General features: G+C 36.4%; 24 protein-coding genes. 1 reads left to right on the plus strand and 23 read right to left on the minus strand.

Annotation, left to right across the window (positions count from 1 at the left end; all coding sequences use genetic code 11):
• Positions 1-36 precede the first annotated feature (36 nt).
• The 15 genes from ATZ99_RS08520 to ATZ99_RS08590 form a co-directional block, all read right to left on the minus strand.
• The gene (locus ATZ99_RS08520) at positions 37-1,080 is read right to left on the minus strand and encodes a zinc-binding dehydrogenase (RefSeq protein WP_068748816.1); all 1,044 of its coding nucleotides are present in this window, start codon (positions 1,078-1,080) and stop codon (positions 37-39) included.
• Between the two features lie 22 nt (positions 1,081-1,102).
• Positions 1,103-1,750, minus strand: coding sequence for an L-ribulose-5-phosphate 4-epimerase (locus tag ATZ99_RS08525; RefSeq protein WP_068748817.1), 648 nt, complete (start codon positions 1,748-1,750; stop codon positions 1,103-1,105).
• 20 nt (positions 1,751-1,770) lie between these two features.
• Positions 1,771-3,255, minus strand: a complete 1,485-nt coding sequence (locus tag ATZ99_RS08530; protein WP_068748818.1) for an FGGY-family carbohydrate kinase — start codon at positions 3,253-3,255, stop codon at positions 1,771-1,773.
• 27 nt (positions 3,256-3,282) lie between these two features.
• Positions 3,283-4,476, minus strand: coding sequence for a trans-sulfuration enzyme family protein (locus ATZ99_RS08535; RefSeq protein ID WP_068748819.1), 1,194 nt, complete (start codon positions 4,474-4,476; stop codon positions 3,283-3,285).
• Positions 4,477-4,513: 37 nt separating this feature from the next.
• A complete protein-coding gene (locus tag ATZ99_RS08540) occupies positions 4,514-5,563 on the minus strand; it encodes an alcohol dehydrogenase catalytic domain-containing protein (protein ID WP_068748820.1) in 1,050 nt (349 codons plus the stop codon).
• A gap of 13 nt (positions 5,564-5,576) precedes the next feature.
• Positions 5,577-6,554: a sugar phosphate isomerase/epimerase family protein gene (locus ATZ99_RS08545; RefSeq protein ID WP_068748821.1), complete on the minus strand. Its 978-nt coding sequence runs from the start codon at positions 6,552-6,554 to the stop codon at positions 5,577-5,579.
• A 16-nt stretch (positions 6,555-6,570) separates the two neighbouring features.
• Positions 6,571-7,272: an ABC transporter ATP-binding protein gene (locus tag ATZ99_RS08550; protein WP_068748822.1), complete on the minus strand. Its 702-nt coding sequence runs from the start codon at positions 7,270-7,272 to the stop codon at positions 6,571-6,573.
• Positions 7,266-8,042 (minus strand): ABC transporter ATP-binding protein, encoded by a 777-nt coding sequence (locus ATZ99_RS08555; RefSeq protein ID WP_068748823.1) that lies wholly within the window; start codon positions 8,040-8,042, stop codon positions 7,266-7,268. Before ATZ99_RS08555 ends, ATZ99_RS08550 begins: the two co-directional genes overlap by 7 nt.
• On the minus strand, positions 8,039-8,920 hold the full coding sequence (locus ATZ99_RS08560) for a branched-chain amino acid ABC transporter permease (protein WP_068748824.1): 882 nt from the start codon (positions 8,918-8,920) through the stop codon (positions 8,039-8,041). Before ATZ99_RS08560 ends, ATZ99_RS08555 begins: the two co-directional genes overlap by 4 nt.
• Before the next feature lie 16 nt (positions 8,921-8,936).
• Complete coding sequence (locus ATZ99_RS08565; protein ID WP_222927101.1) at positions 8,937-9,794, minus strand: branched-chain amino acid ABC transporter permease; 858 nt, start codon at positions 9,792-9,794, stop codon at positions 8,937-8,939.
• A 100-nt stretch (positions 9,795-9,894) separates the two neighbouring features.
• On the minus strand, positions 9,895-11,064 hold the full coding sequence (locus tag ATZ99_RS08570) for an ABC transporter substrate-binding protein (protein ID WP_068748826.1): 1,170 nt from the start codon (positions 11,062-11,064) through the stop codon (positions 9,895-9,897).
• 45 nt (positions 11,065-11,109) lie between these two features.
• Positions 11,110-12,075 carry a sugar-binding transcriptional regulator gene (locus ATZ99_RS08575; RefSeq protein WP_068748827.1) on the minus strand — a complete coding sequence of 322 codons (966 nt, stop codon included), beginning with the start codon at positions 12,073-12,075 and terminating at the stop codon, positions 11,110-11,112.
• Between the two features lie 184 nt (positions 12,076-12,259).
• The gene (locus ATZ99_RS08580; protein WP_068748828.1) at positions 12,260-13,558 is read right to left on the minus strand and encodes an NAD(P)H-dependent oxidoreductase; all 1,299 of its coding nucleotides are present in this window, start codon (positions 13,556-13,558) and stop codon (positions 12,260-12,262) included.
• Positions 13,559-13,573: 15 nt separating this feature from the next.
• On the minus strand, positions 13,574-13,936 hold the full coding sequence (locus ATZ99_RS08585) for a PTS glucitol/sorbitol transporter subunit IIA (protein WP_068748829.1): 363 nt from the start codon (positions 13,934-13,936) through the stop codon (positions 13,574-13,576).
• Between the two features lie 156 nt (positions 13,937-14,092).
• On the minus strand, positions 14,093-15,223 hold the full coding sequence (locus ATZ99_RS08590) for a saccharopine dehydrogenase family protein (RefSeq protein WP_068748830.1): 1,131 nt from the start codon (positions 15,221-15,223) through the stop codon (positions 14,093-14,095).
• Positions 15,224-15,382: 159 nt separating this feature from the next.
• Between ATZ99_RS08590 and ATZ99_RS11875 the strand changes: the two genes are divergently transcribed.
• Positions 15,383-15,544: a hypothetical protein gene (locus ATZ99_RS11875; protein ID WP_157074740.1), complete on the plus strand. Its 162-nt coding sequence runs from the start codon at positions 15,383-15,385 to the stop codon at positions 15,542-15,544.
• A gap of 24 nt (positions 15,545-15,568) precedes the next feature.
• On the opposite strand, the gene fsa is transcribed toward ATZ99_RS11875, so the two are convergent.
• The 8 genes from fsa to ATZ99_RS08630 all read right to left on the minus strand — a co-directional run bounded on the left by fsa (position 15,569) and on the right by ATZ99_RS08630 (position 23,817).
• On the minus strand, positions 15,569-16,216 hold the full coding sequence (fsa, locus tag ATZ99_RS08595) for a fructose-6-phosphate aldolase (protein ID WP_068748831.1): 648 nt from the start codon (positions 16,214-16,216) through the stop codon (positions 15,569-15,571).
• Positions 16,217-16,269: 53 nt separating this feature from the next.
• Positions 16,270-17,205, minus strand: coding sequence for a transketolase family protein (locus ATZ99_RS08600; RefSeq protein ID WP_068748832.1), 936 nt, complete (start codon positions 17,203-17,205; stop codon positions 16,270-16,272).
• A 79-nt stretch (positions 17,206-17,284) separates the two neighbouring features.
• The gene (locus ATZ99_RS08605; RefSeq protein ID WP_222927102.1) at positions 17,285-18,106 is read right to left on the minus strand and encodes a transketolase; all 822 of its coding nucleotides are present in this window, start codon (positions 18,104-18,106) and stop codon (positions 17,285-17,287) included.
• Positions 18,107-18,242: 136 nt separating this feature from the next.
• Positions 18,243-19,493, minus strand: a complete 1,251-nt coding sequence (locus ATZ99_RS08610) for a PTS galactitol transporter subunit IIC (RefSeq protein ID WP_068748833.1) — start codon at positions 19,491-19,493, stop codon at positions 18,243-18,245.
• A 12-nt stretch (positions 19,494-19,505) separates the two neighbouring features.
• Complete coding sequence (locus ATZ99_RS08615; RefSeq protein WP_068748834.1) at positions 19,506-19,790, minus strand: PTS sugar transporter subunit IIB; 285 nt, start codon at positions 19,788-19,790, stop codon at positions 19,506-19,508.
• A 20-nt stretch (positions 19,791-19,810) separates the two neighbouring features.
• The gene (locus ATZ99_RS08620; RefSeq protein ID WP_068748835.1) at positions 19,811-20,290 is read right to left on the minus strand and encodes a PTS sugar transporter subunit IIA; all 480 of its coding nucleotides are present in this window, start codon (positions 20,288-20,290) and stop codon (positions 19,811-19,813) included.
• A gap of 95 nt (positions 20,291-20,385) precedes the next feature.
• Positions 20,386-23,331, minus strand: coding sequence for a sigma 54-interacting transcriptional regulator (locus ATZ99_RS08625; protein WP_068748836.1), 2,946 nt, complete (start codon positions 23,329-23,331; stop codon positions 20,386-20,388).
• A gap of 147 nt (positions 23,332-23,478) precedes the next feature.
• Positions 23,479-23,817 (minus strand): hypothetical protein, encoded by a 339-nt coding sequence (locus ATZ99_RS08630; protein WP_068748837.1) that lies wholly within the window; start codon positions 23,815-23,817, stop codon positions 23,479-23,481.
• Positions 23,818-23,819: the final 2 nt, after the last annotated feature.

A 23,819-nucleotide genomic window follows, 5' to 3' on the forward strand; every position in this document is an offset into this window, starting at 1 on the left:
AGTTCTCCTTTTCTGATAACATTATTATTATCATAATTATTCAGGTATTTGACCTGCATATAGAACAATTTTTACTTCTTCACCATTTAAAGAACTTTCAAAAGCATTCTCCCATTCTTCTAAAGGTAATATTTTGGTTACTAATTTTCTTGTATTGACCTTTTTTTCCGATAATAATTTTAAAGCTTTTGGCCATGATGAAGGCTTTTGACTTCTGCTTCCTATTATCTCAAGTTCTCTATGGACTATATAATCTGTATTGAATACCGCTGAAGGATCTTCCAATAGCCCCATCTGGACAAATTGACCTTTTTTGCGAAGTATTTCTAAACCCTGGCTAATTGCTTTTTGCGACCCAGCACATTCAAATGTTACATCTGCACCGTAACCTTTTGATAAATCCATAACAAGAGATTTCAAATCAGTTTCCTGAGAATTAATTGCATAGTCAATTCCAAGTTTTTCTGCAAGCTCCAGTCTTCTTTTATCTTTTGAAATTCCAACAACAATTACTTTTGCACCTACAGCCTTTGCCACCTGCGCGGTTAAAAGGCCAATTGCTCCTGGCCCGAAAACAACTACTAAATCATTTTCTTTTACTCTTGACTTTTCCATCACAGCATGCACTCCGCATGCTAAAGGTTCGGTTAATGCAGCGGAAATAAAATCTACATTTTCAGGAAGAATATGAATACTTTCCTGACGTGTGATTACGTATTCAGCAAAACCTCCATTTACCTGTGTTCCAATTCCTTTTCTATTAGAACACAAATTATACTCCTTATTTACACAGTAATCGCAAGTTTCACAGGTAGCAAGGGTTGTTTCAGTTGTTACTCTATCCCCAACTTTTACATTCTCAACTCCTTCCCCTACCTCGACTACTATCCCTGAAACTTCATGTCCTAATACTAATGGCAAATTGGTTTTATGTATCCCTTTCCATATTAAAAGATCAGTCCCGCATACCCCCGCAGCCATAACCTTTATTTTTACCTGCCCTCTTCCTGGAAAAGGTTCGGGTATATCCATCAGTTTAATATTTCCGGCGTTTTGTTCGTATTTAACTATTGCTTTCATCCATTAAACCTCCAGCTAAAAATTATTTCTGCCCGTATTTATATAAGAATAGTTCTTTTGCCTTTATCACTTCCGATTCTGGAAGCTCAATTGGTTTTCCAATGCATCTTGCTGCAAAGTAGACCTTTGCCGCATCTTCAAGCATTACCGCTGCAACAAGGGCATGCCTTACATCAGGGCCAACAGCCACTACACCGTGATTTGCAAGTAAGCAAGCTCTCTTATCTCCTATTACTTCTAAAATAGCAGGCCCCATCTCGTCTGTCCCAACAGGAGTATACCTTGCTACCGGCACGCTCCCGCCAACTTCGTTGGCAAGTGTTGTTACAACACAGGGTATCTCTTCATTTAACGCTGCAAAGCAGCTTGCAAAGGTAGAATGAGTATGAATAACACTGTTTATGTCTCTTCTGTTTTTATATATATAAATATGAAATTTAGTATCTACCGAAGGTTTCCATTTGCCTTCCACTATATTCCCGTTAAGGTCTAATACTACAATATCTTCAGGGGTCAGACCTTCGTATTCCATTCCACTTGGGGTAATCGCTACTAAGCCTGTCTCGGGATCCCTCCCGCTTACATTACCTCCAGTTAAGGTCACTAATCGATATTTTATTAAATTTAGTGCGGCATCAAGCACCTGTTTTCTTAAATTTTCTAAAAGCATATAATTTGCCCTCCTTTATATTAACTAAAAACCTGCCTTTGCTCCCAAAATTTTCTCAATTCAACCTGCAACATTTTATACAAATTAAACGAATTTTTGTATTGTAGATGGTTTCCATAGTCTGGATAAAACACCTCAAAATCCTTGTTTTTTTCAAAGTTTTTATCAGTAATCCCTAAGGACTTCTTGACAAGCTTGACGACTCCTAATATACCGTTTTCTTCGTTGCAATTTTTTTTAACAGGTAGATTTATCATGTCAGAAAACATTTGGCAAAGAATAATACTATTTGAACCTCCACCTGCTACAAATATTTCTTTTATTTCATAGGGCATATAACTATAACAATCATAAAAGGCAAATGCAAGGCTTTCATAAGCTGCTCTAAATATATTAGCTTTAGTATGTTTTGCATTCAGTCCTAATATTGCCCCGCAGGCTGATGGTTCCTTAAATGGTGCTCTTTCACCGTAAAGGTAAGGATGAATTACCACACCTTCACTTCCTATAGGCAGATTGGAAATAATTTTTTCTATATCATAAAAATTCATATCTGGTCCTAATAAATTTTTTATCCACTCTAAAAGGGTTGTTCCACTTTGAGATGCTATTACCCTTAAATATTTATCGGGAATAACATAACATAAAGTACTACCTATATCGTTATAAAGATCCACATCCTCACTTTCGATCAAAACCTCATTGCATAATGTAGTACCTATTATCGTACAAGCCTGCCCCTTTTTTTCAACACCTACTCCATATGCCACCGCTGAAACATCAATAGCTCCAGCAATAACCGGAACACCTTCAGCAATACCAGTTTGTTCACTTGCTAATTTGTTAACAAATCCTATTATTTCGTGAGACTGAGTTGGCTTAGGAAAACATTTATAATAATCTTCAATACCTAAAATTTGAAAATATTCTTCGCAGTATTCTCTTTTCTTTATATCAAAAGCAGCGGTAGAAGCATCTGTATAGTCAGTAGAAATCTCACCGGTCAAATTATAATTTATCCAGTCCTTACAGTGAAGAATATATCTAATATTATCTATATTTTTAGATGAGTATTCCAAAAACCATTTTAATATTGCGGTATTTGCACCAGTAAAAAGAGGAATAATATTATTTTTAAAACAAATTTCTCTTACCTTTTCTTCCTGTTTCAAAACAATATCCTTTGCCCGAGTATCATTCCATAGTATCGCATTATATACAGGTTTTTTATCTTTTCCCAATGGCCAAAAACCATCCCCCTGTCCTGTAACCCCAATGCCTATTATTTTATTTTTTAAGCCCTCATTTCTTTCTAATAAAGCTTTTATTACTTTAATTACTGCATTCCATGTTTCGTACATGTTCATTTCAACTTCTCCATTTTTCCCTACTGATACTTTGCAATTAGTAGATTCTACATCTATCATTTTTTCATAAATATCAAATAATCCTGCTTTTATCTTAGTAGTCCCGGCATCTATTCCTAAGATATAATCTTTTGTCATATTTTCACCCATTTATTTTAATAAATTTTATTTGTATGCTTTTTCTAAAGCCTGTTCAAAATCCTCTATAATATCTTCTATTTCTTCAACACCAACTGATACCCGTATCATGTTGTCTGGTATTCCCATTTTTAACCTCTCTTCTTTGGCAATTTTCCCATGAGTCATTGTAGCCGGATGTTGAACAAGCGTATCCAAATCCCCTAAACTTACAGCATAATGAGCCATTTTTAAATTGTTTATCACCCTCTGGGCATCCTTTAATCCACCTTTTACCATAAAACTAACCATCCCGCCAAAACCATTTTTAAAAAGCTTTTTAGCAAGTTCATGCTGGGGATGTTCTTCCAGTCCCGGATATACCACACCTTCCACATAAGGATGTCCTTTTAACCACCTTGCGAATTTATCGGCATTTTCACAGTGCTGTCGCATCCTCAAATGAAGTGTTTTCACTCCCCTTAAGCCAAGCCAGCATGCAAACGGGCTGGGTACAGGTCCAAATTCCTGATATATCCCACTTCTAATGTTTTCTATATAATCCTTATCTCCGAGTATAATTCCTCCGAGATGATCTCCATGGCCGTTTATATACTTTGTTGTGCTGTGAACAATTATATCAACACCAATATCATATGGTTTGAAAAGGTAAGGAGTTGTAAAGGTATTGTCTACAATTACTTTTAAGCCATTTTTTTTGGCAAAATCCACTGCTGTTGGAATATCAGGCACCTCGAGTGTAGGATTTAATATGCTTTCAATATAAATAAGTTTTGTATTTGGTTTTTTTGATTTTAAAAGCTCTTCTTCGCTTAATGAATCTACAAAAGTTATTTCTATTTTTAACTCTTTAAAGATTTTTGTAAAAAGTGCATGCGTTCCACCGTAAATGGTCTTTACCGAAATTATATGATCTCCGGGGTGTACAAAACTCAAAATGGCAAGGGTGATCGCTGCCATCCCCGAACTGGTTGCAAGTGCAGCAGGTGCATTTTCAAGAGAGGCAATTTTTTCTTGAAAACTATTCTGGGTGGGGTTCCTGGACCTACCGTAAGTAAATATTCCTTCTTTATTACCCGATAAGTACCTTTCCATTTTTTCAGGTGTAAACACGAAGGTACTTGTCAAAAACATAGGTAAATTCAAAGCACCGGTATCTTTATCAGGTTGCTGACCTGCATGGACAGCTTTTGTACCAAACCTGGCTCTTTTTATTTCCATTTAAATATTCCTCCTTATATATGCTTGAATATGGAATTTATGATATTTTTACAATTATCTTTATATGATTGCTACTATTTGTAACCATTTCTTCAAAACCTTTTTCAACAATTTCTTCTAAAGCTATTTCAGAGGTAATAACGTCTTCGCAGGGAACAATACCTTGCTTTATATATTCCAAAGCCTCTATCATTTCATCTACATATGCCTGAGAAGTCATTATGATTTTTTCGCCTTCTTGAAGGAGATTCATATCTATGATTGGTTTTTTCTCAAAAACCCCCATGACCATTATAATTCCCGCATTCTTTGCAGTTTTTATAGACAAATCCAACGTTGAATCAGTTCCAACACATTCAAAAACCACATCAGCCATTTTGTTTTCTGACCATTCTTTTACATATGTCACAACATCAATTTCTTTTGTACTTATAAATTCAGCACCTATTTTTTTTATTAAATTTGTCTTTTTACTGTTTCTTCCTATTACCAATATGCTTTCGGCCCCTTTTGCTTTTGCAGCTATCAAACAGCTCACAGCAATCATACCCGTGCCAACTATGACAATTCTTTTGCCTTTTAAATCTCCTATTAGTTTAGATGCATGAATTCCACATGCTAAAGGCTCTGCCAAAACCGCATCCCTTAAAGAAACTTCATCGGGTATCCTTATAAGCTGGTATGAAGGAACAACAATGTACTCGGCAAAAGCACCGTCATCGCTTACTCCATTAAATCCCAATTTTTCGCAAATATTGTATTTCCCTATTTGACAGTAATCGCACTGGCCACAAACTAAGCTTCCAGATGCTGAAACTCTTTCGCCAATCTTCCACCCTTTGACTCCTGGCCCTATTTCTACAATCTCCCCGGTAAACTCATGTCCCATTATTAAAGGCGCTGTTCTTCCCGTCAGTCGATGAGGTTTTTGGGCTGGAATAAAATTTGGCCCCAAGTATTCATGCTTATCCGTTCCGCATATTCCGGCGTAAGCCACTTTAATTTTCACCATATTATCTTTTATTTTTGGTTCTGGGACATCTTCTACTCTTATATCTTTGTGTCCGTACCAAACTGCTGCTTTCATTTTTTCCCCACCTTTAGTTAAATATATTATTTAGCAAGGTCTTAATTATCTGACTCGGAGGTTTACTATCGTTAAAATCAAAAATGTTCTCTTTACAAAGTTTTTCTGCAACCCTAATGGTTTTATCCATAAAATCTAAAGAAACCTCACATGCCGAATAAGGGTCATCACGGTAAGGGTATAAATCCAATGAATACCATCCTTTATACCCCATTTTTTCCAACCAGTAAAAAAATTCTATATACTGGGGAATATGTACCGTACCTAAAGGCATATCATCATCAGTGATAGAATAGTTATCATTAAGGTGTATATGAAATAATTTTTCGTACTCCATGAGTATGGAAGCTATTTCTGCAGGATTTTCTCCGCAGTTAAAAGCATGTCCGACATCAAGAGTAACTCCAACATTTTCGCAGCCCGTCAGTAAAGATAGAGCCAAAGCTTTTCCACCCGAATTAACAAGGCAATTCATTTTGGGTTCGCTTTTTTTATATTCAAGGGATAATTTAATATTTTTATTGTGTTGAGCGCATTCTTTTAGCCCAGATACCAGATATGAAAAAGCCGTATTATATTTGCACTGAAAAACATAATCAAAACCATCCTGACCGAGCCATAGGTTTACCACTTCTACCCCAATTTTTTCTGCCAAATCCATAGCACGCTTGGTAAGGTGAATGGATTTTTGCCTTCTGTCGTAATTTGTAGAGGAAAAGGATCCATTTTTCCATTCTTTATCGCAGACAAGTTCAACACCAAGCACACTTATTGCAAGTTTTTTTTTGTTCAAATATTCCATTACTTCCTTTGCATTTTGTTCGTCTATATCCTGCGGAAAGGTCAGCTCTACCGCACTTATTCCGGGTATTGTAGAAATAAGCTCGATCCTTTCATAAAAATTAAAATAAGGTTTATAGCCCTCGGAAACGTAACGGTCAGTACCTTTTCCAAAAGACCATATGCCTACACTAAGCTTTCGTTTATTCATTATTTCCCCTCGCTTTTCATTCTCCTAAATAAGCTTTTAATAAATTTTCATCAGACAAAAGCTCTTTACTTGTACCAGATTTTTCAATTACACCCGTTGACATAATATAGCCCCTGTCGGCAATTGATAAAGCTTTATATGCATTTTGTTCTACAATGAGTATTGAAGTACCTTTCTTCCTGATTTCTTTAAGAATGTCAAATATTTGATTAACGATAATAGGCGCAAGGCCCAATGATGGTTCATCTAACAGTAAAAGCTTTGGGTGTCCCATTAATCCCCTGCTTATTGCGAGCATCTGCTGTTCTCCTCCGCTCAAAAGACCCCCATACTGATTTTCTCTTTCTTTAAGCCTTGGAAAAAGAGTATAAACCCATTCTAAATCCTCTTTCACCTTTTTCTTGTCTTTGTTTAAAAATGCGCCAACCATCAGATTTTCATATACCGTAAGTTTAGGAAAAATTTGTCTGCCTTCAGGAACATGTATTATACCCATTTTCACGGATTGATATGAGACAGAAGGTATTTTCTTATTATAAAAAAGCACCTCTCCTGAAATAGGTTTCATCACTGAAGAAATTACCTTTAAAAGAGTTGTTTTACCTGCACCATTAGCGCCCAATACAGCAACTACTTCACCTTCATTTACTTCTAGACTAACACCTCGTAACGCTTTAATTCCTCCATAAGCAGCATTTACATTTATTACATTTAGCACGACTTATTTTCACCTCCGAGGTAAGCCTCAATTACCTGCTTATCTTTTTGTATCTCTTTTGGTGTACCTTTTGCAATGGTCTTACCAAAATTTAACACGGTAATTTCGTCGCAAATTGACATTACCACATCCATGTGATGTTCAATCATTAAAATTGTCAAATCAAATTTTTCATAAACATATTTTATAAAGCCTACTAATTCTTTAGATTCTTCTTTATTCATACCCGCAGCAGGTTCATCTAACAAAAGCAGCTTCGGCTTTAATGCAAGAGCTCTTGCAATTTCAAGCTTTCGTTGATGTCCATAAGGTAAATTTCCAGCTTTTTCTACCAGTCTATCACCGAGACCAACAATATTCAGCAACTCTAAACAAGTTTCCCTAATATGTTTTTCTTTCGATTTAAAATGCCCAAAATGAGTCACTGCAGTCAATAAATTGTAATTTGCATCTTTATGAGCTGCTATTAATACATTTTCTAAAACACTCAGCTGTGAAAAAAGCCTAATATTTTGAAATGTTCTCCCTATTCCTAAATTTGCAATTTCATATGGTTTTTTCCCCGTAATATCTTCATTATTAAATAGGACTTTGCCAGAATCTGGTTTGTATATACCGGTAATAAGATTAAAAATAGTGGTTTTCCCCGCCCCATTTGGACCTATAAGGCCGTGAATTGAGCCTTTTTTAATATCTATATTAAAATTATCGATGGCACATACTCCGCCAAACCTTTTCACAAGAGAATTAATTTCTAAAACTTGGCTCAACGTGCCATCACTTCCTTTCGTTTGCGCATTATAAAGTCTTTTATTCTTTTAATTGTTTCAAAAGATAACTCTTTATAGCCCATCAAACCATTGGGCTTTAAAATTATTATTAATACTACTGAAATTCCGTATAAAAGCATTCTGTAATTTGCAACAGCACGTAAAATTTCCGGAAGTAAAGTTAATATAGTCGTTGCTATAATTGAGCCTGTAATACTACCTAAACCACCAATGACTACAGTAATGGTAAGCTCAGCTGATTTATCAAGATTAAACATTCCTGGTGTAATAAACATGAAATAGTGGGCAAACAATGCACCAGCAAGTCCTGCAAAAACCGCACTAACAGTAAAAGAAAGTAGTTTAAAATAAGTAGTATTAATGCCTACAGCTTCAGCCGCCAATTCTTGTTCACGTATTGCCATAATATTTCGCCCGTATTTCGAAGTAATCAAGTTTCTTGTAATAATAATGCAAATGATGACAGCAATTACAACAACAGTTAAGTCCGTTTTTTGTGGAATTCCCGCATATCCCCTTGCACCACCAGTAATAGGATCCAAAAATTCAATCAAAACTCTTACGCATTCTCCAAATCCTAAAGTTGTAATTAGGAAATAATCTCCCTTTAAACCTAAGGTGAGTTTCCCCAGAGCAAAACTTATCAAAGCTGCAACCAGCATTCCTCCAAATATTGAAATTATAAAAGGAGTATGGTATTTTGTTGTTAGGATGGCGGATGTATATGCTCCGACTGCCATAAACCCTGCATTTCCGAAAGAAAAAAGTCTAGTAAATCCGGTCAATACCGAGACGCCCAATACAGCAATTATATTTATTCCAACTAAAATAATTATTCCTTCTAAATAGCTTGACATTTAAACACCTACCTTTTTAAGCTTTATCCTGTACTTCTATGCCAAAAAGCCCCGTTGGTTTAAATAAAAGTATTGCAATTAAAAGTCCAAATGTAAATAAATCTCTCAATCCAGAAATAACAAAACCTGATATAAAAACTTCCATAATCCCGATAATTAATGCACCAATTATAGCTCCTCTTACACTCCCAAGTCCTCCAAAAACTGAGGCAATAAATGCTTTCAAAGATACATTCCCCATTTGAGGATATACAGTATACTTTAGCCCTAAAAGAACACCTGCTGCACCTGCTAAAGAACCTGCTAAAAAGAAGACAAGGGCTATATAGTAATCTATATTTATACCCATTAAAGATGCTGTGTTTAAATTTGTAGATGCAGCTCTTACAGCAAGCCCGAATTTGGTTTTATTTATCAAAAACTCTAATAAAATAACTGCAATTAACACAATACATAAGGAAATTAAATCTAAAACTCCGAGTTTTATATTTCCTATGGCTATTGCTTTTACCGGAATTACAGGAGGAAATGTCCTAAATTTAGGTCCTATAAAAACTATTACCATGTTTTGAAAAGTAACAGACAGACCCATCGCTGCAATCATTAAAAACATTGTTGGAGCTTTATTCTTGCGAATTTGCCTATAGGCTAATCGCTCATTCATTATACTAATAAGACCTGCTCCTAATATCGCTGCAATACATGATAAATAAAAAGGTAGTTTAGCAGAGGCAACACATAAAAATCCGATATATGCGCCGAGCATTGCAACATCGCCATGTGCCCAGTTTGAAAAGCCAAGCAAACTATATATTAAAGCATATCCCGTTGCCATTAACGCGTATATACCGCCAATAGAAATTCCATTAACCAATTGTTGTAAAAACATTTTCCATCACCTTTTTCTGCATAATGGCTTTTTTTATTCGCGAGAGAAAGCCACGGGCTTTCCCTCGCATTTTTCTTTATTTAAGTTATGGAGCAAAATCCCCAACATATTCAAATTTTCCACCCGAAACTTTGTAAATGCTGCAGGGTTTTTCAGGATTATGTGTTTTTGGATCTACATTTATTGCACCCATCAAACCTTTAAAATCTTTTGTATTTTCAAGAGCATCTCTTAGAGCTACCGGGTCCACTTTCCCTGCTCTTTCAAGTGCATCTTTTATCCAGTAAAGCCCGTCTCTACCAAACAAAGCCTCAGTTTCCGGATTTATGTTGTATTCCTTTATGTAGCTTTCAGCAAAAGGCTTTGTTATGGGATTTGCAAAAGAAGGTTGTGATGTATAATAACATCCTTCTAAAGCAGGTCCTGCCATTGTTAAAAGTTCCTTTGAGTCCCAACCATCACCACCGAGGAAAATTGATTTTATCCCGAGTTCCCTTGCCTGATTTGCTATTAATGCTACATCTTTATATATCCACGGTATTAAAATTACATCAGGATTTAATGGAGCAATTTTACTCAATTGAGCCCTAAAATCATTATCACCCGAGTGAGCATCAACTTTTATAAGAACTTTTCCACCATCTTTTTCAAATTGTTTTATAAAGAATTCAGTTAAACCTGTGGAGTAGTCTGAACCTATATCAGTTATTACCGCAGCAGTTTTTGCTTTTAGTTCATTTAATGCAAAACTTGCAAGTACTTTTCCTTGGAATGGATCTATAAAACCTATTCTAAAAGAGTAAGGACGAAGATTTCCGTTTTCATCTACTGTAACTTTGGGATTTGAAGCAGCAGTAGCTATAAGAGGAATTTTTTTCGAATCTGCAATAGGAGCCATTGCTATATTACAGCTGGAAAAGTTTGTGCCCACCACGGCAATAACCTTTTCTTCATCTATAAGCCTTTTTAAAGCATTAACCGAATCTACAGGGTTACCCTTGCCATCCATGCCTACAATTTCAACTTTTTTGCCCAGTATACCGCCTTTTTCATTTATTTCTTTTGCAGCCAATTTCATACCATTTAATCCTGCTTGACCCCATACAGCTGTATCACCCGATAATGCACCGACATATCCTATCTTTATTACATCATCTTTTGCTTGTTTTGAACCGCATCCTGAAAAAATACCCATTAAAAAAATCAAAACCGTTGTAAACGCAAGAACTTTAATCCATTTTGAATTTTTCCTCATTGTATTTTTTGTCCTCCTTTTTTGATAATTTAAGATATTAAAAAGTTATTGCCCACCTCCTTTTGCCTCAATCTCTAAAATTTTTTCGGCAGTCATTTTATCAGTAACAAGAACCTTTGGTATTTTGGCCTTTAATGCCCCTAAAATAGCTTCTGCTTTGTTGATTCCACCTGCGATACATATAACTGTCCTTATTTTTTTTAGATCCTCAAGTTCTATACCTACAATTAAATCGTCAAGATCTTCATTGCAGGGGGTTCCATCCAGTTTAAAAAAATGCATACACACATCGCCAACCGCATTTCTTTTTAACAATTCCGAATGCCAGCTGCTTGAAAGGTGTCCTTTTTTGAACAATAGAGATTCTTTTTCCATAGTACCAATGCCTACAAGTGCAATGGTCGCATTTTTACTCATCTCTAAGACATTCTTTATATTATTATCAAGTAAAAGTCCTTTTTTTACTTCAGGATTTGCCACAACCGCAGGACAATAAAATAATACAGGAGAACTGTTAAAAACCTGACTTAATCTTTTCGCAAGTTCCACCGCTTCAATATTTTCCTGCCCATTATTTATTCCCCCAACTAATTGCACTATTTTTGTCCCTTCCACTCCAAAGGGTTGCAATTGTTTTACCATTTCATAGAGAGTTTGCCCCCACGAAATCCCGATTATATCCGCAGGAGTAACTATTCTCTTTAAATAATCGCAGGCTGCTTGTCCAAGTAAAGATAACAAATTATCTTTATCCTCTTGTTCTACATTAACTATAATTGCCTCTTTTAATCCGAATCTTCTTTCAAATTCGAGCTCAAGACTGTTACAGGATACTATAGGTTGTTTAATACTGATCTGCACTATCCCCATGGTTTTTGCTTCATTTAAAATCCTAAATACCTTAGATGGAGATAGATTAAGTTGTTCTGCAATTTCCTTTTGAGTTTTTCCTTCTATGTAGTACAAAGTAGCAATTTTTGATAATAAACGTTCCATATCATTCCATATCATATGACCGCCTCTTTTTAAAAAATTTATCATTAAAAATCAAATATGCAAAATTTTTCATTGATGAAATTTTTTATATAATATATTATTCTATATATTTTTTTATTTACCTTCTTTTTCACGAAAAAATTTTTTATAAAAAAAATACCCCGTTGAGGGGTATATAAATTAATAAATACATAAGCTACTATTTAAAAATTTTTTCCTGCAGCCTTCTCAAATTAAGTATTGTCGAGTTCTCATCAAGCTCCACATCATCGTAGGTTATAACACTTCCCTTTTTTACATCTTTTTTTAATACCGTGTTTTTATTTACAAGACCTATGGGCAGAGCCCTTTCCTTTTTTGCATTTTCACAGGTGTCAATAAGGCCGTAAATAGTATAGCCTCCAATCCCATCCAACCTTTCACCTTTTTTCAAATCTTTTTTTGCAACCGTTATCGTTTCGGAAACTGGTTTTCCCCTTGGTGCTATGGTAGGTTCTTTGTAAAAATAGGCCCTGGCTATGGAAATGGGAGTTTCCAAACTGGTAAGGTGATAAGGCCTGTAAAAAACGTAATTTGGCCCTTTACCCATAGAAAGGTATTCCAACTCTTCCTTAATTATCTTAGACCCGGTAGAAACTACTACAAAAACGCCGGGGGCTATGCCTTTTACAAATTCTACTACACCGGTTTTTTCAAGAATGCCTCCCTGTTCCTTCAGTGAAAATATATCGGGCAAATCTTCCACTTTTCCTTCCGGCCCAATTAACCCCCTTTTTGTTGGCAGAAGGCCTGTAGCATTAGAAACCGCTGTTAATTCTACCATTGTCTTTGTACCATCTACAAAAGAAGTGAGCATTTTAGGATTCATGTTAAATTTTTCAGCTTTTTTAATTATGTCCATATCTCCGGGAGTTGCATCGCGATTTAAAGGATTATTTTTCCCCTTACCTGCAGCTATTATTTCAAACCCCATAGCATCTGCAAAATCATAAAGCTCTTTAATTGCACCCGGTTCATCTCCCGCAGATACCGTATAAACCACATCGGCTCTATCCGCCATTTTTTTTAAAATTGCTCCCACCGTCACATCCGTTTCCACATTCAACATAACCACATGTTTCCCGTTATTTATTGAATTAAAGGCGATATTGGCACCCGCTTCCGTTACGCCCGTAGCATCAACGACCACATCTATTGAATTAGAACCGGTTATGTGGGTGTAATCATCAGTGATGGCAAAATAACCGCGATTTACTATAGAATCCAATTCTTTTTCATTGGAAGCAAATTTTATATCTTCCTCTTTTACACCGGCCAAAATATAAGCTAACCTGGCTTCGTTTAAATCGTGATCGCATACACAGGAAGCTACCATGCCTTTCAAAAAACAAAGCTGGGAGACAAGTCCTCTCCCCATTTGCCCTGCTCCCACTATACCTACTCTAATCTTTTTCCCCTCTTCCTCCAATTTCAAAAGCTTCTGCTTTAAATTCAGCATTGAACTCTCCTTCCTTTATTCGCCTTCTACACGTATTTTATCTCCCAGAAAAATGTTCGGTAAAAATTTATCCTCTAAATGGATGTATCCCGGAAGTTCCGGTGTACTGCTGCCGTCAAACTTGAAAACACAGTGACCGATTTTTCTGATATTATTGTTTGCCTGTTCTCCCACCGCGGTAACTTTATAGGGTACTTCCTTGAAATATATGGTATCACCTGCAGAAATATCTTTTTTGAGTTCAGATTTCGTATGAGTGATTGATATTTCTTTTAGTTCTAAAGGACAATCTTCATCAAAAATAATTAATACCTTTTGTTTAAGATATTCCACTACCAGCTCACCTATTCTGTTAACCATTACCTCATACTTGACCATAAAAAACCTCCTCGCATTTATAAGGTTTATATCTTTTCCGCTTCCTTTTGTTAATTTTATTATAAAAAGCCATTTTTATACAGTCAATTTTACAAAATTTTTGCTTTTATTAAAACAAAATGCCCTATTTAAGGGCAAGTTATAAAGAGCATTTTTTCATGATTTTACTATACTTTCATTATAAATGACACCTTTTTCTCTTAAACCCTTTAGTATTTCCTCAAAAACCCGGTCCTCCATTCCCAAATACTCGGGAGGACATACACCTTTTTTATCGTATAATCCCTTTGCAAGTAACCTTACAACAACCGAACAAGTATATCCAGTAGTTCTTGCCATAGAAGTGACCTTCATCACATCATCAAAGTAATCCACCAGGTCATATATGTAAGATATCATTTCCCCATCTTTCTTACCTTTTACGGTAACCCTCATAATTGTAAAATCTTTCTCCCCATCCTTTAACTTCCACATCGGGAACAACAATTTAGCCGTTAATTCAATTGGTTTTACTTTTACTCCATTTACTTCAACTGGATCATTCGCAAAAAATCCTGTTTCTCTTAACATTTTCATTTTTTCTGCATGGCCGGGGTACCTTAAAGTTTTTTCTTTCATATTGGGAATGTTCAAGGTGTATAAAAGTGAACGCAGACCGTCAGTATTAAAAGCTTCCAAGGTGCCAATCGGAGGAAAATCTACAAGTTCTATCTCCGAAAGAGCAGGCTTTTCCACTATTTCCCCGTTAATTTTCATTCTTGCCGGCCTCATATACTCATCAATGGTATCCAAAGGCGAAAAAACCAGTTTGTACTCGTAAGGCCAGTACCTTGACTGTGGTAATCCGCCTACCAGTATTTCGCAATATTGAGTTTCATCCAGCATTTTTGTCACATGGCCAATTAATATATTGCTCATACCCGGGGCCACACCGCAATCAATGACAGCGGTGACATTATTCTCCTTTGCAAGATCATCCAGTACAATACAATCTTCAGGAGCAAAGGAAATATCCACTATATTCTTTTTAGCTTCTATAACCTGTTTTAACATATTAAAACCTAAAAAACCCGGTACCGCACCCACTACCAGATCAAAATCTTTTACCGTTTCTTTAATTGCATTTTCTTTCGAAAAATCAATTTGAAGTGTGCCTACCCCGGCCAATTCATTAATTCTTTTCAGAGCTTCTTCACTTCTATCTGCTACGGTTACATCAAAATCCCTGGATAAATCCCTTGCTATTAAACTTCCTACAAGTCCGGCTCCCAGCACTATAATTTTCATTAAAATTCCTCCTTGTCTGATAATTCCTCTTAATTATTATTATAAAAATATTTAGTTCATTTACAACAATATTATATCAAATTTTCATGATGAAGTTATAAAAAGTAAAAAATGATACATATTAAAAAAAGAAAAATTTTTTCATAGGAGGCAGAAATAATGGATAAGAACAAAAACAAAAAGGAAGCCCAGCGAGAGAAAGTAAAGGAAGAAATCGGTGAAGAATTTGCTGTAAGGAAAGAAGATCTAAACCGTGTTAGAGGAGCACAAAATTTCGTAGATCCTGAGCGCGGGCCTGAAAACAAAAAGAAAAAGAAATAATTAAAGCAGGGTGATACCCTGCTTTTATTTTTTCGGTACTTTTTCCCAGTCCTCCAAAAATTTTTTTATCCCCAAATCGGTCATGGGATGTTTTATCATTTGTTCTAATACCTTGTAAGGTATGGTAGCAATGTCAGCTCCTGCCTTTGCAGCATTTATCACATCCATTGGCGTCCTTATACTCGCCGCTATTATTTCTGTTTTTATATCGTGTAGGCTAAAAATATCCGCTATATCCGTGATAAGGGCAATACCGTCCTGGGAAATATCGGTAAATCTTCCTACGAAGGGACTTACATAAGTAGCACCTGCTCTTGCAGCAAGAAGCGCTTGATTTGGGGAGAATATCAATGTAACATTAGTTTTTACGTTTTTTTTGCTCAATTCTTTCACCGCTTTTAAACCTTCCCAGGTCATGGGAATTTTTATGACAATATTCGGATGCCATGAGGATATTTCTAAGGCTTCTTTCACCATTCCCTCGGCATCAAGGCTAATTACTTCAGCGCTTATCGGACCATCAACCAGTTTTGTTATTTCGATAATCGTTTTCTGGAAATCTCTTCCTTCTTTTGCGATAAGCGTAGGATTCGTGGTAACTCCACAAATAACACCCAGAGAAACCGCTTCTTTTATTTCATTAATATTTGCCGTATCCAGGAAAAATTTCATTATACCACCTCTTTTTATAATTTATTAATCTTAAAAATTATTTTAAAAAATAACTATCCTTTTATTCCCAGTATCTTCTTTGCTTCGCATACAATCCTTTCAACCGTTAACCCGTATTTTTTAAGCAACTCTTCGGGTTTTCCCGATTCCCCAAAAGTATCCTCGATTCCGATCCTCTTTACTAATACAGGTTTTTCTTCCGAAAGTACTTCCGTTACTGCACTGCCCAATCCCCCGTAGATAGTATGCTCTTCTACGGTAATTACAGCTTTGCAGTCAGCAGCTTTAAGTAATAATTCCTTATCAATAGGTTTAATTGTGGAAATATTTACAACCATGGCATGAATATTTTCCTTTTTGAGTTCCTCATGAGCTTTTAGTGCTTCCGCTACCATAACTCCTGTTGCAATAATTGCCACATCCTTGCCTTCCCTTAGCACTATTCCTTTTCCCAGCTGAAATTCATAGCTTTCATCAAATATCACATCGACGGGATGCCTTCCCAGCCTTATATATACCGGACCATTGTACATAGCTGCAGCATAAATTGCTTTTTTTGTTTCAACCGCATCGGCAGGATTAATAACAACCATATTAGGTAAAGTTCTCATCAATGCTATATCTTCGATGGACTGGTGGGTGGCGCCATCCTCTCCTACCGTAAGACCCGCATGGGAAGCGGCAATTTTTACGTTCAATTTGGGATAACAAATAGAGTTTCTTATCTGTTCAAAAGCCCTTCCTGTAGCAAAAACTGCAAAAGTACTGGCAAAAGGAATTTTGCCACAGGTAGCAAGTCCTGCCGCTATTCCCATTAAATTTTGCTCTGCAATACCAATATTGAAAAACCTTTCGGGGAATTTTTTTGCAAATACGCTGGTTTTAGTAGATTTGGACAAATCCGCGTCTAAAACTACGATTTCCTTTATTTTTTCACCAATTTCAGTTAGGGCTTCTCCATAAGCTTCTCTTGTAGCAATCTTTGGCATTTTTTATACCTCCAACAAATTATTTTAGCACGAAAATTATATAAAATTATGCGGTCAATTAGAAATTAGCCTGAGAATATTAATTAAGGTAGTTTAAAGCTTCTTTTGCCTGTTCCTTAGATGGAGCTTTACCGTGCCAATCCACTTGATTTTCCATAAAAGGTACCCCTTTACCCTTTATAGTTTCCGCAATGATAGCCGTGGGTTTTTCTTTAATTTTTTTTGCTTTTTCTACTGCATCAATTATTTGGTAAAAGTCATGACCGTTTATATTGATTACATTCCAGTTAAAAGCTTTAAACTTTTCGCCAACGTCTTCGGGACTCAAAACCTCTTTTACCGTGCCATCGATTTGTAGATGATTATGATCCAAAAAAATCGTTAAATTGTCTAATTTATAATGAGCGGCGGCCATAGCAGCTTCCCATACCTGGCCTTCCTGCAATTCACCATCTCCAAGCACGGCATAAACCCTGTAATCTTTTTTATCCAGTTTCCCAGCAAGAGCCATACCTACCGCTGCGGAAATACCCTGCCCTAAGGATCCCGTTGTCATATCAATCCCGGGAGTCTTCTTCATATCCGGGTGCCCCTGGAGCCTGGAATCTACTTTTCTTAAAGTTTTTAGCTCATCTACCGGGAAAAACCCCTTTTCTGCAAGAACCGCATAAATTGCAGGCGCAGCATGTCCCTTCGATAGGACGAATCTATCCCTATCTTCCCATCCCGGGTTTTGGGGATCTACTTTCATGACGTGAAAATATAATGCTACTAATATATCCGCACATGAAAGAGAACCGCCCGGATGTCCTGAACCTGCTTCGGTAATCATTTCAATGATATTTTTTCTAACTCTTTTTGAGATATTGCATAATTCTTCTATTTTTTCGTTGTTCAGCATTTAATTCACTCCTAACCATTGGTCTTAAAATTTTATACTTTCAATTACTTACACTAATATACTATATTTTTCTTTTATATGCAATTTATTCAAAGAAAAAGGGGCAACGCAAAGTTGCCCCTAAACATACCAAGTATTAACCAAATATCTTCATAATCTGAAGTAATATCCATGTAAGCGGGTTTGCTCCGTCGCAGATGCTGGAAATCATCGAAGCTCCTTCAGGGAATTGGAAGGAAGCATCTATTGCAGCCTGTGTATGCAATGGCGATACATTTGTGGCAATCAATAAGCCTACTGCTATAACAATAGCGCCTATAATGACAGACCTAAAAACATTACCTTTGCAAATAGGAGCCACCATGGCTACCATGAAAGGTATTGTAGCAAGATCGCCAAAAGGCAATACCCTGTTGCCGGGAATAATTACTGCAAGCAAAATAGTAATTGGAACAAGAATTAAAGCCGTTGCAATCGCAGCAGGGTGACCTATGGATACTGCAGAGTCAAGACCTATATAAAATTCTTTTCCGGCAAAACGTTTCTGCATAAAATTTTTTGCTGCTTCCGATACGGGTATTAAGCCTTCCATTAAGATCTTTACCATACGGGGCATTAAAAACATTACACCGGCCATAGACATTCCTAAGTTAAGAGTGGCTTTTGCATCGTATTTGGCAAGTAACCCTAAGATAATACCTAATATAAGACCCATTATTACCGGTTCCCCAAAAACCCCGAATTTTTTGCTAATCTCATCCGGATTTGCTTCAATTTTATTTATCCCGGGGATTTTATCCATTAATTTGTTTAATGGAATAGCTATCGGGACATAGGCTGCTGAAAATCCGTGAGGCAATGATATGCCGGGAATTCCGTAGAATTCCTGTATCATAGGTGCAGTCCAATCTCCCAGTTTTAAAACTATAGCAGCATTTATAGCAGCAGCTACCATTCCAAGGGTTAAGCTTTTTGTTGCAGCAGCAACCAGAGCACCGGTGAAAGCAAAATGCCAGAAGTTCCAGAGATCTACGTTTACTGTTTTCGTCAAACCAAATGCCAGCATCAGGATGTTCACTGCAAGACCTATGGGTATTACAAAAGCACCTACCTGAGACGCAAAAGCAATTGCGGCAGCTGCTGGCCATCCTACATCAATCACGTTCAATTTAATCCCCATGTTTTCTACCATTGCTTTTGCTGCAGGCCCCAAGTTGTTAACAAGTAGACCTATTACCAGATTAATTCCTATAAAGCCTATTCCTATGGTTACACCGGCGCGGAAGGCTTTACCGGGTTTTTCTCCCAGGATAACGGCAAGGATAAAAATTATAATAGGAAGCATTACCACCGCACCGAGGTCAAGAATAAATTTAATAATACTCATATACTTTCCTCCTTATTTTTTTAAAGCTTCCACCACCTGTTTTAATACCGCCTCTTCACCAATCCCCGTGATAAGGGAAAGGCCGTTTATCACGGGAACATTGAATTTATCTTTTACAATAGTAGTGCTAACAATTACATCTGCTCCATCCGCATAACTTTTTAACTCGGTAACTTTACACTGAACAATATCTACCTTTAATCCTTCCTTTTTGCAAGCTTCAGCAATTTTGTCCGCAACAACCGTTGAAGTTGCAATTCCAGTGCCGCAAGCAACGACTATCCTTTTTGTGTCCAAATTTTCACCTCCCTTCTAAATTATGCACTTTCACTTTTTACAAAGGATTTAGAAATTATTCCTATAATTTTCTCTTCACTATCACTATTAACAATTTCAGCTAATAAGTTTTCATCCTGAAAAATTTCTACCAGATCTCTTAACGTATTTACCTGCAATTTAGGCTCCTTTAGTGCCAGCATAAATATCAATTTTACTTCCACATTTTCCTCGGGATTTCCCATTACGTTAAATAGTACAGGATTTTTTAATACACCTATCGCAATGGCCGATTTATTTACGTATTTAATATCCGTATGAGGAATAGCCACACCCACTCCTTTTGTAGGAAGTCCTGTGGGGAAAACCTTTTCCCTCTCAATTACTGCATTTTTATATTCATTATTTACGTATCCATAATCTTCTAATTTTGTAGCCATCTGACTTATAGCTTCCAATTTATCCTTTACATCAAGTCCAATAAAAATAAGATTCTTTTCCAGCGTAATTTTCCCGTCCATTTTAATGCCTCCTAAAAAGTTTTGTGAACCGGTTGATTGTTCAGTGTTGTTAATAATTTATTTGCAAACCACATGCCATCGATGACATATTTTGTTTAAATAATTAAAGACTCAAAAAATACATTTTTTATTGTCTCAGCTTCATTATAAGTTTTTAGTTTTTTCAGGAATTCCCTTTCTTTAATCATATTAAAAAGCTTTAAAAATTGATCTTTGTTACCTTCTTTTAATGCCAGCATAAATACGAAATCCGCAAATTTATCGTTTTCCCACTCTACAGGTTCTTTTAGTATCGCCATAGCGATCTTCGGTGTGATAACGTTTTCCGGCAAACCGTGGGGAATAGCTGCTCCGCTCTGCAAAAGCGTTTTGCCGATTACCTCTCGTTTATAAACATCAAATAAAAACCTTTCATTTACATACTGCTTTTCAAAAAGAACTTTAAAAAGTCCTTCCAGCACTTCTTCTTTTGAATTAAAGTCCGGATTAATTAAAATTAAGCCCTCATCGATCATTTCACTGAAAATTCCACTATTTGCTCCTTCTATTTTTTTATCACAATTTATGCCGAGGTATTTGCTTATCCTGTAAAAGGCTCTGCCATCCAAGATTTCTTCTATAGAGATAAAAGGTATTTCCGGAATTTGAGGGTCTATAGTCCCAACCACAGCTACAATATTTTTTATACTTTGAAGTTCTATAATTTTTAATTTCGCATCTTCTCCATTAGTTAAACCAAGGGGTATTATCTCGTAAATTTCTCCGGTATTTTCTAGCTTTTTTTCTATTAACCTCTTCATTCGTAAAGCGGCTCCTTCACCCGTAAGGCACAGGGTGACGATTGCCCTGGGGGCACTTATCCTGTCTTCTTTGGTGTAAATCCTACCAAAACTAATGTCGTTCTTATCCAGGCTTTCTGCAATTTCTTCCAGGGATGTATCGGGTATTATTGCCTTTCTTACAGCCTCCAGAACCATAATAGTATCCACCCGGCCAATAGTCCTGGTAGGAATTCCCGTCCTCTTGGTAATTATCTCACCAAAAGTAATTAGAGAGCCCATATCAACCAACAATAGTACGCCTTTCCCTTCATCCACTTTTTTAACCACTTCGATAGCCCTTTCCAGAACCACTGCCGGTTTTTCATCCAAAGACATTTCAATCCCTACCGCATGATCCACACCTAAAAGTTTATTTGCAACTTCTACCATGCCTTTTGCCACATGACCGTGAGTTAAAACGACTACTCCAACCCTCCCTTTTTTTACATTATCATGGGGATGGGTAATAGTCCTTAAATACATAGCGATAAAACCTATTTCATCTTCCGGCAGTTCAAAATCCATATGTTGTTTTGTTAACTTTGCCATTTCCTTAGCTATCTTATACTCCAGTTTATAATCCTTTTTAATTTTTTCTAACTGAGGATTAATAATTGGTTTGCCTTTTTTTATTCGTTCTAAAGTAGCTGCTAAATGAACTGAAAGGCAATAGTAAAGATATTTATCAATCTTACCCAGTTTTCTTTCAGCTATTTTAACCATATTTTCGGAAAGCTTGGCTACTTCCTCTCCTACAATTTCTGCCAGTTCATGCTTCTCAAAAGTTTTTTTCCTGGTCTCGAATTGTCTTAAAATTTCCTGAAATTTTACCTCCAATTCTCCTCCGATTACCCGGTTTATTACCTCCTGGCTCAAACCTTCCTTTTTTAATTCCCGGTATTTTTCTTCAATGTACTCATATATTTCTTCCGGAAAAACGTAAAGGTCCTCTTTAACAGAAAATTTTTCGTCACTTTCTCCCGGTAGTACAATCAAATCCTTGGAAACAATATTTTCAATTTCTGGAGTCCTATTTGTCACCTTCAACAGGCCTCTTCTTGCATGCACCGGAAGGTCAATAAGGTCTATTTCAATAAAATTGCCGTGATTCCCTATATATGTCAAAAATCCCCGGGCACAGGCTACCTGTATATCGCTCCTTAATTGACCTATGTTTCCAGGACATTCATAAATTAATAAAGCTCTCAATGCTTCTTTTTTTACTTTTATTTTTGCTCCTATTTTATCGGCTTCCCTCTTGAAAAAATCCCGGATTATTTCAAACCTTTCACCAATTGGCCTTGTGTTTAACGGTGGAAGTTCTATTACCATTGGGATTCTTCTTCGAAAGGTTAAGAGAAGGTTAGATTCTACATCTTCCGTAGTGGCAGCAATAATCATTACGTTTACCTGCCTTGTAGTCTCGGTTTCTCCGAGCCTCCTGAATTTTCCTTTATCGATAAGGTAATATAAAATTTCCTGACCTTCCGGCGGCAGTCTGTGAACCTCATCCAAAAAAAGAATTCCCCCATTAGCTTTTTCTACAAGTCCTTCCTTTGCAGCATCGGCTCCGGTAAAAGCCCCCCTTACATGGCCAAAAAGCTGTGAAAGTAAAAGCTGGGGGTTTTCCGCATAATCAGCACAATTAAAGACTACAAAAGGAGCATTCTTTGAAAGTCTTCCTACTTCTACCGCATATTGATACATGGCCTCGGCCAAACTCGTTTTTCCCACCCCGGTTTCCCCTAAGATAAGGGTGTGCAATCCGTAAGGAGGGTATAAAACCGCAGCTTTGGCCTGCTCTACCTGTGGCTTTAAACTTCCATCATACCCTATGATTCTCTCAAATCCCGATACAACTTTGTTTTTTTCTGCAGGCTTTTTAATTTCTTCCTTTTCTTTCTTATCCGAAGGCTCGGTCAAAATGCCTTTCATTTCCTGCCTTATTTTGGATATCAGAAATCTCGATACATCGTAACCCCTATCCCTGAGCACCCTGGTAAGTTCTCTGTTTGAAATATTTTCATTGTGGATTAAAATCTGTTTAATTTCCTGCAATAAATACGGCTTTCTTCTTTCCCTCGAATCGGGTATGTTTAATTCTCCTCTTAGAACCGTTACCTCATCCCTTCTCATACCCAATAGTTTAGAAAGTTGTTCATCCGTGTAAGGATTTTTTTTATCTTCTTTTTCAATTAATTCTATTAGCTTTTTTTTCACAAATTAATCACCTCTTTTCCAACATAATATGCAACTATTATACCATTCGTGGTAGATTTTGTGTCGCGGAAAAATAATGAAGTTTTTTAAAGCCAAAATAAAAAGGGGAGAAGTAAAACATACCTCCCCTCTATGTTATTAGTTTCTTTATTCTTTTTTTTCGTATTTCAAAGTTTTCTTTTCTACCTTTGTATAATAGATAATATCAAATATATCTTTAATAACATTTGCTCCCCTCGCAAATAAAAGACCGGTCAAAATTGTGCCAATTACGGGGAATGTGAATTTTATGTTTGCTATTTCAAATATATTTAGATTAATCCCCAGAGTTATTACAGTAGATAGAAATATTGCCACAACTCCTCTTTTTTCTTCTTCCGACCAGATTTTAAAAGGTTTTGTAAAAATGTTCAATAAAAAAAGCAGGGTATTTGTTAGAGATTCGATTACAACAGAAAGCACCGCAATGGTTTTAAAAATATCCACAT

Source organism: Thermovenabulum gondwanense, assembly GCF_001601575.1.
Classification (GTDB): Bacteria; Bacillota; Thermosediminibacteria; order Thermosediminibacterales; family Thermosediminibacteraceae; genus Thermovenabulum; species Thermovenabulum gondwanense.